The sequence below is a fragment of the Anaerohalosphaera lusitana genome (genome assembly GCF_002007645.1).
Taxonomy (GTDB): domain Bacteria; phylum Planctomycetota; class Phycisphaerae; order Sedimentisphaerales; family Anaerohalosphaeraceae; genus Anaerohalosphaera; species Anaerohalosphaera lusitana.
The window spans coordinates 197,741-212,932 of record NZ_CP019791.1 but is presented as its reverse complement, the minus strand read 5'-3'; the positions used below and the strand labels follow the sequence as shown (position 1 = coordinate 212,932).

General features: G+C 54.0%; 12 protein-coding genes, 1 pseudogene and 1 riboswitch. Of the genes and pseudogenes, 4 read left to right on the top strand and 9 right to left on the bottom strand.

Going from position 1 to position 15,192, the window contains the following annotated elements; translation table 11 throughout:
- Positions 1-269: 269 nt before the first annotated feature.
- The 6 genes and pseudogenes from STSP2_RS00980 to STSP2_RS00955 form a co-directional block, all read right to left on the bottom strand.
- Entirely contained in the window at positions 270-851 is a 582-nt protein-coding gene (locus STSP2_RS00980; RefSeq protein WP_169852885.1) for an ankyrin repeat domain-containing protein, read from the bottom strand.
- Positions 838-1,158 (bottom strand): annotated as a pseudogene (locus STSP2_RS17945) (hypothetical protein); the annotation flags it as partial. The pseudogene STSP2_RS17945 and the gene STSP2_RS00980, both read right to left, overlap by 14 nt.
- On the bottom strand, positions 1,146-1,394 hold the full coding sequence (locus STSP2_RS17940) for a polymorphic toxin-type HINT domain-containing protein (RefSeq protein WP_146663959.1): 249 nt from the start codon (positions 1,392-1,394) through the stop codon (positions 1,146-1,148). The gene STSP2_RS17940 and the pseudogene STSP2_RS17945, both read right to left, overlap by 13 nt.
- A gap of 62 nt (positions 1,395-1,456) precedes the next feature.
- On the bottom strand, positions 1,457-1,885 hold the full coding sequence (locus tag STSP2_RS00965) for a hypothetical protein (RefSeq protein WP_146658988.1): 429 nt from the start codon (positions 1,883-1,885) through the stop codon (positions 1,457-1,459).
- A 416-nt stretch (positions 1,886-2,301) separates the two neighbouring features.
- The gene (locus tag STSP2_RS17440) at positions 2,302-3,609 is read right to left on the bottom strand and encodes a hypothetical protein (RefSeq protein WP_205847954.1); all 1,308 of its coding nucleotides are present in this window, start codon (positions 3,607-3,609) and stop codon (positions 2,302-2,304) included.
- Between the two features lie 198 nt (positions 3,610-3,807).
- Positions 3,808-5,004, bottom strand: coding sequence for a rhomboid family protein (locus STSP2_RS00955; protein WP_146658986.1), 1,197 nt, complete (start codon positions 5,002-5,004; stop codon positions 3,808-3,810).
- A gap of 503 nt (positions 5,005-5,507) precedes the next feature.
- On the opposite strand from STSP2_RS00955, the gene STSP2_RS00950 reads away from it, so the two are divergent.
- The 4 genes from STSP2_RS00950 (at position 5,508) to thiC (ending at position 11,366) form a co-directional block, all read left to right on the top strand.
- Positions 5,508-5,696, top strand: coding sequence for a hypothetical protein (locus tag STSP2_RS00950; RefSeq protein WP_146658985.1), 189 nt, complete (start codon positions 5,508-5,510; stop codon positions 5,694-5,696).
- Positions 5,697-6,070: 374 nt separating this feature from the next.
- A complete protein-coding gene (locus tag STSP2_RS00945; RefSeq protein ID WP_146658983.1) occupies positions 6,071-8,278 on the top strand; it encodes a beta-N-acetylhexosaminidase in 2,208 nt (735 codons plus the stop codon).
- 235 nt (positions 8,279-8,513) lie between these two features.
- Complete coding sequence (locus STSP2_RS00940; RefSeq protein WP_146658981.1) at positions 8,514-9,623, top strand: M24 family metallopeptidase; 1,110 nt, start codon at positions 8,514-8,516, stop codon at positions 9,621-9,623.
- A gap of 210 nt (positions 9,624-9,833) precedes the next feature.
- A riboswitch (TPP riboswitch) is annotated at positions 9,834-9,941 on the top strand.
- 123 nt (positions 9,942-10,064) lie between these two features.
- Entirely contained in the window at positions 10,065-11,366 is a 1,302-nt protein-coding gene (gene thiC, locus STSP2_RS00935) for a phosphomethylpyrimidine synthase ThiC (RefSeq protein ID WP_146658979.1), read from the top strand.
- Positions 11,367-11,513: 147 nt separating this feature from the next.
- On the opposite strand, the gene STSP2_RS00930 is transcribed toward thiC, so the two are convergent.
- The 3 genes from STSP2_RS00930 to STSP2_RS00920 all read right to left on the bottom strand — a co-directional run bounded on the left by STSP2_RS00930 (position 11,514) and on the right by STSP2_RS00920 (position 15,184).
- Complete coding sequence (locus STSP2_RS00930; protein ID WP_146658977.1) at positions 11,514-12,362, bottom strand: endonuclease/exonuclease/phosphatase family protein; 849 nt, start codon at positions 12,360-12,362, stop codon at positions 11,514-11,516.
- 103 nt (positions 12,363-12,465) lie between these two features.
- Positions 12,466-13,584 (bottom strand): LptF/LptG family permease, encoded by a 1,119-nt coding sequence (locus STSP2_RS00925; RefSeq protein ID WP_146658975.1) that lies wholly within the window; start codon positions 13,582-13,584, stop codon positions 12,466-12,468.
- A 7-nt stretch (positions 13,585-13,591) separates the two neighbouring features.
- Entirely contained in the window at positions 13,592-15,184 is a 1,593-nt protein-coding gene (locus STSP2_RS00920) for an LptF/LptG family permease (RefSeq protein WP_146658973.1), read from the bottom strand.
- Between the last annotated feature and the right edge of the window lie 8 nt (positions 15,185-15,192).

Genomic DNA, 15,192 nt, shown 5'->3' with positions numbered 1-15,192 from the left:
TTGTCAATTACGTACGTAATTGACAATGTTGACTTATGAAAGATCAAGAATTTAAGCACAGATGACTTTTTTGCACCCCACGACCATAGAATGCATGTCCAAAATTTCGGCCTGAATCATGGATATGTTTGTAGTAGCCAGGTCCATGCGGCGCCTCAGAAAAAACTTTGCCTCCACCACTAGCTTTTTTCATAAGTCTCTTGGCATGTTTTGAACTCTCCGTGTAAACATCGTTCCCAGCAGCAAGCTAATCCCTGAACGATAGCAGACTAACCCTCATCAGTAGTATTCTCAAATAGGCGTATCATTTTTGCATCTCTGCTGTTAATCGCCATATCATACGGGGAAATTCCTTCATCGTCCTTAACCGAAATTCTGGCACCTTTATTGAGCAACAATTCCACCAGGTCGTAATGCCCATACATCACAGCGAATGAGAGCGGGACTCTTCCGTCTTCTTCCTGCAAGTTTAATTCTGCACCATACTCAATAAGGCATTGAGCTTCTCTGTAACGTCCCCATGCGCAGGCAATATGCAGTGGGGTATCACCGGTATCAGAAATTGCATTCGGATTGGCCCCTTTTTGCAGTAGCAACTTAAGAATTTCACAATGGCCTTCACCAACCGCCTTGTAAACCGGAGTGAAATGGGATTCATCCTTAACTTCTATTTCTGCCCCAGATTTTAGAAGCAATTCAGTCATCTTTAGATACCCTTCCTGGACAGCCCAATGGATGGATGCGTAATCATCGATCACCGAGTTCACGTCTGCCCCCTGTGATATTAGGCTACCAGCAAGCTCTATGTCATTAAATTTTACTGCTTCATGCAACTTCTTATTTAAAACCACGGCAATTTTCCTTTATCCAGCATGATTCGGGTAATAATAATGATCGTGATTTAGAGGCTTTACTTTCCCATTGGGCTTTACTTTGCCAGGATGGAAATGGTTGCCATGCGGCGCTTTTACGCCAGTATGGTTTACTGGTTTTTGCACCTTTCCCAGCCCGTCTTGCAGCCTGTTCAGCCTTTTTCCGCGTGGCGTATTTTAATCTTTTGCCAATTGGAGGACGGGCAGCGTTACCGCACGGATTATTATGAACCAGCAGTTGGGCGTCTGAGACGAAGTATGTGTGTGCGTCGGCTACTTCGAGATTGTAAACGGTGGTCGTGGTTTTGACAACATTTTATCTATCTTGTCGAGCGTGACGGCTCGGCCTGCGACGTCGCACAGCAGATCGCCTGCCTTGAGTTCGCCAGCCTTGTACCAGCCCCTGCCTTTGACAAAGAACGGCTGTTCGGCTGTGGTCTCAATGACCTCATCGCCGACCGTCAGAACGTAAATGGCATCCGTTTGACGCTCATAACAGCGGACAACCTCGCAAAGCTCGATGGAGGCGGTTTCCTGATGCCAGTTCCAACCAGCTTGTTATTTCACCCCGGGGTATCTGGCTTTCATGATTTCTTAATTTGCTTCTTATCTAGGCGAAAAAAGTTTCTTACAGAATTATCCGTACACAAAGCCCTCAGGCTCACAATAGATGGAATTGTACCGATTATCGTAAATAACCGAATAATCGAAATTGCTATGCATGATTTACGGGCAATTGGATTTCCGCTCATTAGTCCAATGCCAATAATCATGGAAGCCACCCCATAGAGGAAACCCACTAGTGTAAAAGAAGGGCTTAAACGTATTTCCAAGGCAACGGGAATTACGCCAACGGCCAAATAAACGACAAATCCTATTGCGAACTCCATCTGTCCAACAAATTTAAGTTTCGAGGGAGGCTCTTTACTGGACCAGAAAAAAATTATATAGACCAATAATCCCGGCAGAACAAAAGGATAGATTTTAAAAATCTCTCGCAAGATCATTTGCATGATTTTTGTCCTCCCACGGATTCGCCTTCCAACCATTTTTGAGAAAAATACGCGAGGTCGTTATATACCAGTTTCTTAATTCACCTCGTTTGAGTATTTAATTGAGTAAGTTGTTTAATAGTCGAAAAAAGTCATATACAAACTGAATACTTAATGTAAAAATGCCAGCCCAAGACAGTAGTATAACCGCCCGCTGACGCTCTCCATCTAAAGCTTTGATGTTATTTGAGCAGATCACCCGAATTATGACAACCAAAGCAAAAACCCTTACAACAAAAAATAACACATCCATTATTGTCATTTGCAATCCTTCGTTTCGATTTCACAAAAATCATCTGAGATTAAAGCTTGAAATGTAAAAGGCCCGGTTTTATTTGCCGGGCCTTGTTGGTTGGGTTTGACCTTCAGTGTTATTGTTATTCGCCGGTTGTTTCTTTCGGTTCTATGACCTTCAGTTCGATGAATTTTATCAGTGGTATCGACTGGCCCTGTACGGGTACGAGGTCGCCTATGAGGCCCACTTCTTTGCCTACGAATGTTGAGACGTTGATCGGGGTTGCGGGGACGGCGTAGGCGATGATGCGTTTGTTGTCGCCGATGAGCAGGTATCGCTGCTGGCCTGTTTCGGTGGTGAAGACGGCGGATTTTCGCAGTGTGCCGGTGGCGATAAAATCGTCGTTCTGCGGGATCATCTGCAGCTTCTTCTGGTATTCGGCACGTATCTGGCGGCGTTTGCGTTCGAGGGCCTGTTCCTGGCGTTCGACGAGTTGGCCTGCCCTGATAGCGAGTTCGAAGTTGTCGATGCGGTCGAGGAGGTACTTTGCGTATTCGACTGCTCGGCCCGCTTTGGGATTGTCGGCGATCTCTTTTAGCTGGGTCCTGACTTCGCTGTAGTCCTGCTCGGTGAGCGGTTTGGAGTGGATCTGCTCGACCTGGCGGGCGATCTCCTGCACCTCGAGGACGTATGTTTTTTCGGTCGGGACCTTTGCCTGGTCTTCACCTTCGGCGGGTTCTTCGTCCGCGGGTTCTGTGGTTTCGTCTTCTTCGGCTGGTTCAGCTTGTTCGTCTGTGTCTTCATCCGCAGGCTGGGCCGCTTCGTCTGCGGGTTCTTCGTCGGTGGGCTGTTCGTCCGCTGGTTCAGCTTCTTCGTCTGCGGGTTCTTCGGTTTCGGGTGCGAGGGAACGGACGAAGTCGACGTAGCGTTTTGCTATGTAATAGAACGCGCCCTCTGGCGGTTCGATCTTGTAGTAGCCGTCGGTTACTGGGCCGAGGATGTTTACTTTTTCGCCTTCGTTGAGCTTGGTCTGGAAGGAGGACGAGTGCTGGGGCTTGATGAAGCCCGAGCCCGCGTAGACGCGGACGCTGTCCGCGGTGACGATGCCGGTGTCGGAGTCGGTCGGGCTCTTGCGGACGTAGTCTGCGGAGATCCAGGAGAAGGCGTCTTCCGTGGGCAGGATCTTGAGCCAGATGTCGTGTACGCTTGAGACGACGGTGACGGTGGTCGGTTCGCTGACCTTGTCGCTGAAGTAGTATGCGGTGCCTGGGCCTGAGCGGACGTAGACGTTCTGGCCTGTGACCTTGCCGATGTAGGGGAACTTTTCGGGCTGCTGCGCCTTGGGGGCGGGCGGCTGGTCGAACATCGGCCGGGTTTCGATTTCAGCGATTGCGGTTGCTGCTATGATCGTGACAAGGACCGTGACGGCGAGTTTTTTTCCAGCGATCATGATCGGCGTCTCCCATAAATTACTTGTGCGTAATTGTTTAGCGCTATTGGCTGTCTGATTTCGTATTTCGTGAAATACAACCAATCAGGGTACCACCGGCGGGGAGGGTTGTCAAATGTTTTGTGATTTTGTGGAGCTAGGGGGTTTTATTTATCTTTGCGGCGTTATGTGAGGTTTTATGGGACGTGTAGGGCCGGGTCAGTGGCCTTTTTCGCGGAGTTTGGCGAGTTCCGCTTCGCAGAGGCGGATCTGGCCGGGGTCGTGGAGTTTTTCGCGGGCCTGTTTGAAGTATTTGGCGGCGAGTGCGGGCTTGTCGAGGTAGCGTGAGTAGAGGATGCCGAGCATGAGTTCGACCTGTTCGGCGTATTCGGCGTTTTCGTAGTGCTTCATGAAGCCTTCGTATGCCTGGGCGGAGAGCTGCCATTTGCACTCGGACATGAGCTGATTTGCGATGTCGAGCTGGTACTGGCGGGGCATGACGTGGCCGGGGTCGAGCTCGAGTAGCTCGGCGTATATGCGGGCTGCTTCGGGGAGGTTTCGTTCGGTGACGTTTTTGCCGATCTCGCCGCGGAGGTGCTTTATCTGCTGGTCGTTGATCTTCTGCTGGTGGGCCTTTTTGGTGTCGCGGGTTTTGGCGCGGACCTTCTTGGTGGTTTCGGTGCTGCCGGAGAAGGGGTCGAAGCCTTGCGAGACGGCGGATTTGTATTTTCGGCGGCGGTACCACTGTTTGAGGACGATCGCGAGGTCCTGGGGTTCGTGTTCCTGGAGGTGCAGGACGAGGAGGAGGTATATGGATATGATGCCGAACGCGTAGCCGGTGAGATGGGCGTCGTATGCGACGTTTGCGGCGGTCTGGACGATGAGATTGTCGATGACGATGAGCTTGAGGCCGATGAACCAGAAGGCGGGGACCTCGATGGTGCCGATAATGAAGAACCAGTATATGACTGTGATGACGGATTTTGGGAACAGGACGAGGTATGCGCCGGTTACGGCTGCGACGGCGCCGCTTGCGCCGAGGACGGGGGAATTCGAAAAGGCGAAATGGCCCAGGCCTGCGATTATGCTTCCCGCGAGGTAGAAGCAGAGATAGCCGACGTTGCCCAGGCGGTCGTTTACGCTGTTGCCGAACATGTAGAGGAAGTACATGTTGCCGAAGATGTGCATAAAGGACCCGTGCAGGAAGGCGTACGAGATGAACTGCCAGAGCTGTGGGCGGATGGGTGTGAGCATGAATTCGTTGGCCCAGGCGCGGAGGACCTCTGGTTCACCTGTGGGAGCTCGGTGCTCGCCGATGTAGGTGACGAGGAAGATGAGCACGTTCATGACGATAAGGGCGTAATTTGTGTATGGCTTATGTCTTGGTTGTGCGGTTGTTTGTATGGGGAAAATCATGCTTTATTCTATCGGATCGTATTCATTAGACGTTCATTTGGAGCGAAACATTGTTCGGGCTTATTCTAAGCGGAATCGGGCCGGTCAACAAGGAATAAAAACAGGGCTCAGTCTCGTATGAGGCCGAGCCCTGCTACCGGGTCGGTATGGCGTTTTCTTCCCTCCGGAAGCATACCTCGCCGGGCGGTGCGTTGGGAGCACCTGAGCACGTAAACAGATTTTTAGAAGCCATTTAAAACAGTTTAGACAGCTTCTGCTGCGGCATCCATGCCGAACTATAGGAGTGGAAAAGTTAGTCTTTGTTTGTGAGTCCGGCTTTGCCATTTAACTGCTGGCACGGAAAATATACGAATTGGGGCGCGGGAGTGCAAATCGGGTTGAGGGAAATTTTGTGAATTTTTGTTTTTGTGCGGTTTTGAACGTGGTGCGGAGCGGGAGGGGCCGAGAAAATGATGATGGAGGCGGTTGCGAGCTGCTGTTATGAATGACTGGGGGCGACGGCGATGGCGTTTATGCCGTGGATATTGCTTTTTCTTTGTGCGATGGCGGGTGAGTGGATGTTCTCTATGGCGGGCAGCGCTGCGCGGGGCGCTTTCTGCAGGCGGGTGTGCGGCGCGGCGGCGAGCGTGCTGACGATGGTGATGCTGATTTCGGTCGTGATGGCGGTAGTGGCGGCGGCGTATCGGCTGTGAGGTGGGGGCATTTCTGGTTCATTACGGAACAGTGGGGCGAGAAGGGGTCTTTGAATAGCTGGTTATTCATTTCAGGGTTTGAAGTTCTTATTTCGTTTTTGTTTTGGGGGCGGATTTGGGTATAATGCTTGCTATGTGTGCTGCGCTTTGGGGTGGTGGTGCGGCTGTTTAGAAGCGGTTTCAAAACTCAGATTTGTCTTTCGGCGGCCCTTTTTCCGCTCGGCTGCGTTGTGCAAAATCGGCCATAGTTACGGCTATTACCAATTTCGCCCGCCTTGCCGAGACGAAAAAATTGCTCGCCGGCAAGCCAAAAGCAGTTATGAAACAGCTTCTAGTGAGTGTGAAACTGTTCGGTTTATTTGCGGAGTTGATTTATGAAGCGTTTGTGTGTGTTGGCGGTTCTGGTTTTGGTTTTATTTGCGGGTTTTGTCGGGGCGGATGAGATGAATGTCATTCCAAAGCCTGTGGAGGTTGCCAGCAAGGCGGGGGTGTTCGATATTTCGGATGATACGGTGATCGTTGCTGGGGCGGATTTGCGGGGCGAGGCGGAACTGCTGGCGGATTATCTGTCGGCGGCTGGGCTGGACGTTTCTATTGCGGGTTCGGCTGGCGGTGCGGCAAGTGTGATCGAGTTGAAGGTCGCGGAAGAAGCGGGCGAGAATGAGGAAGGCTATACGCTGATCGTTGACGAGGACGAGATCGTGATAGAAGGCGCGTCGGCGGCGGGCGTGTTTTATGGGATACAGACGTTGAGGCAGTTGCTGCCGGCGGAGGTTTACGGCGGTGGCGGAGAGGGCGTTAAGTGGCAGGTGCCGTGTGTGCGGATCGAGGATGAGCCGAGCTATCCGTGGCGCGGGATGATGCTGGATGTATCGCGGTACTTCATGGACAAGGATTACGTGAAGCGGTACATGGACATGATGGCGATGCACAAGCTGAACGTGCTGCAGCTTCATGTGGTAGATGATGCGGGTTGGCGGGTCGAGATCGAGAAGTATCCGAAGCTGACGGAGGTTGGGGCGTTTCGCGGCAAGGGGGCGGATCGGTCTGGTGGGTACTATACGAAGGAGGATATTCGTGAGATCGTCGAGTATGCGAACAGGCTGCATATCGAGATCGTGCCGGAGATAGAGATGCCCGCGCATGCGATGTCTGCGCTGTGTGCGTATCCGTGGCTTGGGTGTACGGGCGAGCAGTTCGAGATGCCGACGAAGCACTGGATATCGCGGGAGATCATGTGTGCCGGTCGCGAGAGCACGTATGAGTTTGTCGAGGATGTTCTCAGCGAGGTTGTTGAGATGTTCCCGGGGCGGTTCGTGCATATCGGCGGGGACGAGGCGAGGTACGATCGTTGGAAGCAGTGCGAGCATTGCAGGAAGCGGATGGAAGAGGAAGGGCTGGAGAATTACAAACAGCTTCAGGGTTATATGACGAGGCGGGTGGAGAAGTTTCTGATGACGAAGGATCGTCGGCTGATCGGCTGGGACGAGATACTGGACTGCGGGCTCGCGCCGAACGCGACGGTGATGACGTGGCACAGGCCCGCGACGGCTGTACAGGCCGCGAAGAGTGGGAACAATGTTGTGATGGCGCTGACGGGGCACGCATATTTCGATACGCCCGAGAGCGGTCTGCCCGGTGAGCCGCCGGCTGCGACGTGGCTGCCGCCGATCTCGCTGAAGAAGGCGTACCAGTGGGAGCCCGCGCCGAAGGTGCTGAGCGAGGCTGAGAAAAAATACATACTGGGCGGGCACGGATGTTTGTGGACGGATCAGTTTTTGCACAAGCCCTTTTTGCAGGACATGAAGGTGCTGGCGGAGAAGCGGAGCTGGCGGTATGTGGATTATCTGACGCTGCCGAGGATGGCGGCGCTGGCGGAGGTTGTGTGGACGCCGGAGAAGCTTCGCGGCTGGGAGGATTTTGCGGCGAGGCAGAGCGTTCAGTACGGCAGGTATGACGGGGCGGGATGGCATTATCGTGTGCCGGTGCCCGAGGTTGAGAAAAAGCGGACGGCGGACGGTTATATGATCACGGCGAGCAGTCCGGTGGCCGGCGCGGAGGTTCGGTATACGACGGACGGGCGGTATCCTACGCCTTATTCGGATGTTTACGGTGGCCCGGTGAAGGTGGATGATCCGCAGAAGTTCGCGGCGATAACGGTTGTGGATCGTCGGCACTACAGCCTGGCGTTTCAGTTTCCTCCGGACGTAAGCAAGCAGTTCGCCGAGTTCGGTGAGAAGCTTGGCGAGTGGGAGTCGGGCAAGGTGTCGGCGGGAACGTATTCGCCGGTGAAGTTCGACGCGACCGGGCTGATCAACAAGGCGGGGGTGTATGAGGTGACGTTCATGTATACGAGCGGGCAACAGCGGCTGGATATCGAGAAGGTCGAGGTGATCGTTAACGACAAGGTCGTCGCGCGGGATGTGCATCACGGGTTCACGGGCGGACAGCGGAAGGCGAACACGTACCGGCTGAAGATCGATGATTTTGAGACGGGTGCGAATTATTTCGTGCGTGCGAACGTGATGGGTGATACCGGCGATGATTCGAACGGTGTGGTTTTGATCAAGCTGGTGGAGTAGGCTGGCGGTACGTTACTTCTGTGATGGACGAGCTGTTGAAAATCGCTGGCTTTGAGATTGCCGCGTCGCTTCGCTCCTCGCAATGACATCGTTCTGGCATTGCTGCGAGAAAGTATATCTCATTGTGTAATGCTGTTAATGCGGGAAATAGCTTTACGCGGTTGGGTTGGTGTGTTAGGCTTGTGGGCCTGTTGTGGGTTTAACAATCGATCAATTTTCGAATGGAGAAATCGGGATGAATGAGCAGGTCGCTAAGGCGAGATTGAAGGCGGTTCGCAAGCAGATGAAGGAAAAGGGTTTCGATGCGCTGGTGCTGCTGTGCAATGAGAATCTTACATATATGACTGGCTTTACGGGACACGAGAGTGCGCTGGTGATCGCGCGGAGCGGGATGACGATGGTTACGGACAGCCGATACACCGAGCAGGCGATGGGTGAGTGTTTTGCGTGTAAGTATTACGAGCATGCGAAGGGGCTTGCAAAGGGTGTTGGCGAGGTGCTTGCGCGGTTCAAGAATATCGAGACGGTCGGGCTGGAGACGCGGTGCAGTTATGCGGCGTTCGATCTGCTGAAGAAGGAAATACGCAAGGCGACCAAGGCGAAGGTCAAGCCGGCCAGCGGACTGCCCGAGGCGGTACGTCGGACGAAGAACGACGACGAGGCGAAGAACGTGCAGCGGGCGGGCAAGATCGCGTTCAAGGCGCTGGAAGAGACGCTCGGTCAGGTTCGCGTGGGGATCACGGAGAAGGAGCTTGGCGGGCTGCTCGATTTTACGATGCGTAAGATGGGATCGCAGGCGGGGTTCGAGACGATCATGGCGTTTGGGCCGAACTGTTCGCGGAACCACCATCAGCCGGGCTCGCGGAAGCTGCGCAAGAACGATACGATATTGATCGACTGGGGCGCGAGGTATAATAGTTATACTAGTGATACGACGCGTTCGCTGGCGGTTGGGAAGGTGAACAAGCAGCACGAGAAGATATATTATGCCGTGCTGGAGGCGAACCTGGCGGGGATCGAGGCGTGCAAGCCGGGCGCGAGCCTGCGCGAGGTGGATGCGGCGTGTCGACAGGTTTTGCGCAAGCACGATGTGCCTGTGTTCAAGCACGGCACGGGGCACGGGCTTGGGCTTGAAGTGCACGAGGCGCCGAGTTTCAGTCCGCGTGCGAAGGGCGTGCTGAAGGCGGGCGATATCGTGACGATCGAGCCTGGCTGTTATATTGCGGGCAAGATGGGCGTGCGTATCGAGGACGATGTGCTGATCACCGATAAGGGACATAAGGTGCTGACGAAGGACAAGGGCTTTTCGTTCGCGAAGGAGAAGCTGCAGGTGATCAAGGTTTAGGGTTGGTGTTTTTTGCGCCATGACCTTTTGACTGGACTCGTTGGCGTAATGCTGTTCTGGTCGTGCATGCGTACCCGTCGTGTTCTCTGGATCCCGGGTCAAGCCCGGGATGACAACGCGGGTATTGTCGGTTGTTGATGTAATGAGCGGTCTGTTTCGGGGAAAAATTTTATTGGATTGACTGTTGGGGTGGGGGTTGGGTATAATGTTTGTGTTCGCTAGGGGTGGCTGGTTTTTTGCCGGTCTGAGACAGTCCCTATGAACCTGATCAGGATAGCCTTTTGGCGTACCTGCGTAGGGAAGCGGCGGCAGTTGAGATTTTGACATTCGGCCGTTTCTCGTTTGAGAGACGGCTTTTTTTATGGATTTAGTTCGGGCTTGTTGTTTGTCGCGTTTGCGGCGGTCGGCTGGTCGGACGCAGTTTTGTAAAGGTGGCGAGTTATGGCGACTCAGTTAGAGATTGCAAGGGCGGGAAAGATTAGCGATGTTATGAAGCGGACCGCTGATCGCGAGGGCGTGAGCGCGGAGCTGATACGCGATGAGCTGGCGGCGGGTCGGCTGGTGATACCGGCGAACAAGGTGCACGTTGCGGACAATCTAGAGCCGGCGGCGATCGGCCGTGCGGTCTCTGTGAAGATTAACGCGAATATCGGCGCGAGCGATGTCAGTTCGTCGCTGGATGGTGAGATCGAGAAGATGAAGATGGCGATCTCGCTCGGTGCGGATGCGATGATGGATCTTAGCACGGGTGAGGATCTGGACGCGATACGCGAACGGCTGATCGCGGAATGCCCGGTGATGTTCGGGACGGTACCGGTGTACGAGGTTATCGTCGGGCGGGGCGTTGAGGATATCGATCACAAGACTATACTGGAAGTTGCCGAGAAGCAGGCCAAGCAGGGCGTGGACTTTTTCACGATACACGCGGGGCTGCTGCGTGAGCATCTGCCGTTGACGAAAAAACGTGTGTGCGGGATCGTCAGCCGGGGCGGTGCGCTGATGGCGAAATGGATGGTGCATCACGATCGGCAGAACCCGATGTACGAGCTGTTTGACGATCTTTGTGATATCATGCGTGAGTATGACGTTGCGTTCTCGCTGGGTGACGGGCTGCGGCCCGGATGCGGTGCGGATGCGACGGACGAGGCACAGATCGCGGAGCTGCGGACGCTGGGCGAGCTGGCCTCGCGGGCGCAGGAGAAGGGCTGTCAGGTGATGGTCGAAGGGCCGGGGCACGTGCCTTACGATCAGATCAAGCGGAACATGGAGCTGCAGCAGGATATCTGCAATGATGCGCCGTTCTATGTGCTCGGACCGCTCGTGACGGACAGTGCGCCGGGTTACGATCATATCACTTCGGCGATTGGCGGGACGGCGGCTGCGTTTTACGGGGCCTCGTTCCTTTGTTATGTGACGCCGAGGGAGCACCTGGGTCTGCCGGACGTTGACGATGTACGGCAGGGTGTGATCGCGTCAAAGATCGCGGCGCATGCTGCGGATGTGGCGCGGGGGTTTGGCCAGGCGGCGGCACGGGACAGGAGACTTAGCGAAGCGCGGGCGAATCTGGAGTGGGACAAGCATATCGCAGAATCGCTCGATCCGAAGACCGCGCAGCGAATGCACGAGGAAGCGTGTGCACGCAGCCAGATCGCCGACTCGGGGGATTCTGCGGATTACTGCACGATGTGCGGACGCGACTGGTGCAGCGTGCGGATCAACCGCGAAGTGCGGGATCAGTTCTAGAAGCGGTTTCAAATGACTTTATGCCGGCCGATTGTCGCTGTTAACGCATGCGATGATCGGCTTTTTTTCTAAGATGGGTTGCAAGAGGACTGTCTTACTTATGAACATTGTGAAGAGTGTCTGACCCATTATATTATATTGAATTTTTTAGCGCAACGGCAAACTGAACTTCGCAATAACCGGATAATGATCTGAGATATTGTCTAGCTTGTCTGAGCGTAAAATGGTCGACATCGAAGATGCTTCAGCTAAAGCCTTGTCAGCAAAGATGAAATCAATTCGTGCTTGCCGGGCTTTAACTTCTTTCATTGTACTGGCCCATTTGGGAATCAAAATTGGTGAGCCAAAAGAGACCAGAGCCTTTTTGTCATGCTTGTTGACAACATCTACGAAACCGGCTTTCTCAAACATGTCAACGACATCATAAAGAGGCTCAAATTCTTTTGTTGCATGGAAATCGCTGTCTTTCCTGGAGTGGCTGTTGAAGTCCCCCATTACAATTACATTTTCCTCTCGCTCAAGCAATGCTTTTGCTTTGTTCAAGATATAGCGGGCCTCGTGATCTTTGCCAGGCCAAAAATGCACTACGAAAAAATGAATTCCAAAAGTCCGACAGTGCAAAAGGCCGTGATGGAACCCTTCGACTTTCCTTTCAATTACTTCAATAGGTTCTCTTGAAGTAAGGCCTACCGGAAAGCCTTTTTCTTTCAATATAACCGAATATTCATGTCCCCAGCTCTTGGCCATTTCATTTAAGCTTTTTTCCGTATTGCCATTGAGCTCTTGAAGCCCAAGTACATCTGGGGCCTGTTGCTTTATCCAGTTTGCTCCCAAGCCAGTACTTCTCTTATGGTTAAAAGAATACAACGTATTCCAGTTAATCAGCTTCAATTCCTTGCGTCTATCCTTCGCATCAGTTGTTTTACATGAATTCAATCCAATGAGCATTATCAAGGCAAAAAGTGTGAGCACGTTCCTTTTGTTGATTATAGTCATGCTCGCCTTTCTCTAAATATACTCTTCATTAGAATTCAAACGCGGATTCGAGTTAGATATAATCGGGGCAAGTTAGAAATACATCTATTTCCGGCGGGGCTGGTCAGGTTCGCATGGAGTCCAGTTGGAGGAATGCGACGGGGAGGAAGATCATTACCGGCAGCCAGGCCCATAGTTCGGGTTTCACCTGGTTGAAGATGACCTCCGTTGCGATCATTTTGCAAGCGATTGCGGTGATGAAGCATGCGGTGGTGATGAGGAAGCTTTTGAGGATCGCGGATTTCATCTGTTTGGGGTCGCGGCAGACCAGCACCGGCAGGGCGATCAGGAGCATGATGAAGTTGATGATCGGGTCGGTGATGCGGGTCTGTTTCTGCAGGATGAGCTCGGCGAGGTCCTTGATGTTCGGGCCGCCGAATCTTTCGAGTGCGGTAAGCTGGGAGGTGCTGAGGTATTGTTTGTAGCTTTCCTGCCTGCGCAGCGGGATCTCGTAGGGGGTGATGTCGGAAGAGTAGTAGCGGACGGGCTCGGGACGCTGGCCGAAGTTGATGTCTTCGAGGTTGCCGTGCAGCTTGATGAGTCGGCCGTTGGCGAGTTCCCAGCGGCTGTTCTCGGGGTCGTATTTCGCTTTTTCGGCGTTTATCATGCCCGTGACCTGCCACCGGCCCGGCGCGGTTTCCTTGCGGAGGATGAAGGTGGGCTGGTGCATCGTTTGGTCCGCTTCGGTGTAGTTCGGGGTGCAGATCAGCGAGTCCTTCGAGTCCTTCATGAACCAGACGTCGTAGCTTTCGTTGCCCGCGATGGCGTCGTGGTCGCGTACGAGTGTCGGTGCAAGCCGGGGGATGATCAGTTCCTGGTCGACGACGAGCAGGCCGGTCAGCGCGATGGCAAGCAGGATGATCGGTGCGATCACGCGCTTGAGGCTCACGCCCGAGGCCATGATCGCGATCAGCTCGTTGTTCTTGGTCATTTTGCCCAGCGAGAAGACGGCGGCGATGACTGTTATAAAGCCTGCCGTGTCGCGGAAGTAGATTGCGGACTGGGCGGAGTAGAACTTGAAGATGTTCGACAGTACGGTCGCAGCGCCCGCGTCGGAGGCTTCGGCGAACTCGTCGAGGTTTACGAACAAGTCGACAACGATGATCAGGCCGATGAGGACGGCGGCGACGATGAAGTAGCCGATCAGGAAATTTTTAGCGACGTATCTGTCGAGTATTTTCATGGTTCTGTCAGGTTTTCAGAAGCTTTCGATAGAGTCGGAAAGCGAATATCATGAGTATTACGAGTCCCGCCCACATGACCAGGATGCCGGTCTGTTCGGGCATGGCTTCGTTCTTGGTTTTGGTCAGTTCCTTGCCGGACATGATGAAGATCACCAGTGCGCCGGCGGGTATGGCGGAGGCACCGAAGGCGCTGAGGATGTGGCCGCCGCGGAACTTTATGCCCAGCGCGATGCTGATGAGTACAATGACGATGCAGCCGATGCCGAGCACGAGCCGGGAATGTATTTCGGAGAGGATGGCCTTGCGTGTGGACCATATTTCTTTGTCGAGGTGATACAGAATGCCCTTGAGGGCCTGCGTTGGTTCGGATTCTAGCGAGGTGGTGACCTGCGGTATCTGCTGGAGCAAGTTGTTGCGGCTGAGCTTTTGTGTGATGGAGTCCGGCAGGACGAGGTCGCGGAACGCTTCGCTGTCGGCGATGCCTGTGAGACCTTCGCCGCGGTCCCAGGTCGGATTTTCCAGCAGCATGTCCATGGTCGCATCGAGGGATTCGTCGCGAAGCTGGAGCATGCCTGCGGGGCTTTCGTATATGCAAACGAGGCTGCGGGTTGCCTTGTCGATCTCGTAAGCGTGGATGGGGCCCTCGATGTCGACCTTGTAGTCGCTTCGCGGGTTGAGTTTATCGGCGGTGAAGTAGATGATGCTGCTTGCGTTTTCGAGCTGGAACTGGTCGGCGGTGGGGCCGTTCATTACCGCGTTGGCCTGTTCGGCGAGCAACTGAATGGCGAGATAGCCGCGTGCCTGCAGCGCCAGTTCGCGGACCGGCGAGAATTTCATCATGTCGGAACGGATCTGCTTTAGTCGTTCGACTTTCTGGAACTTGATATCGTCTTCCATGAGCGATGGGAACGGGCTCGAGATGGGCAGTCGGCCGGTGTAGGCTTCCTGGCCGAAGTCGTCGATCTGGTAATAGTCGGTCGCAACCACGGTGATGCGGTCGCGGCTGTCGTCGATGAGTATCTTCGCGCTGCCTGCGGTTACAAGGCGGTTAATGCCGGTCTGTGTAGTTTCAGCGACGACCACGCCCTGAAGGAGGTCCTTTTGAGGGACGGCGTTGTCGGCGTAAAGCTTGTAGCTCGAATCCGGAAGTTCGCAGTAGCCTTTGCGTTCTATGTTTCGGAAGAGCAGGTTCTTGGCGTTGTCCTTCATCGACTTTTCCGCCCGCTGGACGAATGCGGGGACCACGTGAAAGCTGAGCACGAGCGAGGCCATGGATATCGCGATCGCGAGGATCAGGCCCGGATATATGAGGGTCCACATGCTGATGCCGCTTGCCCGGCAGGCGTCCAGCTCGTTGTCGCTTGCAAATCGTCCGTATATCAAAGCGGCTGCGAAGATCGCGGCCATGGGCAGGACGAAGGTTAGCGTTATGGGTATGAAGTAGCCGAAAAGATGGACGGCCTGCTCGGGTGCGACGCCGTATTCCTGGATGGGGCGCAGCATCATAGTCAGGCTGAGCATTATCGTCAGCGCGGTGCCCGCGAGGATGAAAACTCGCAGTAATTCGCGAAAAATATATCTATGTAAGGTAAAAACCATATTGGGCA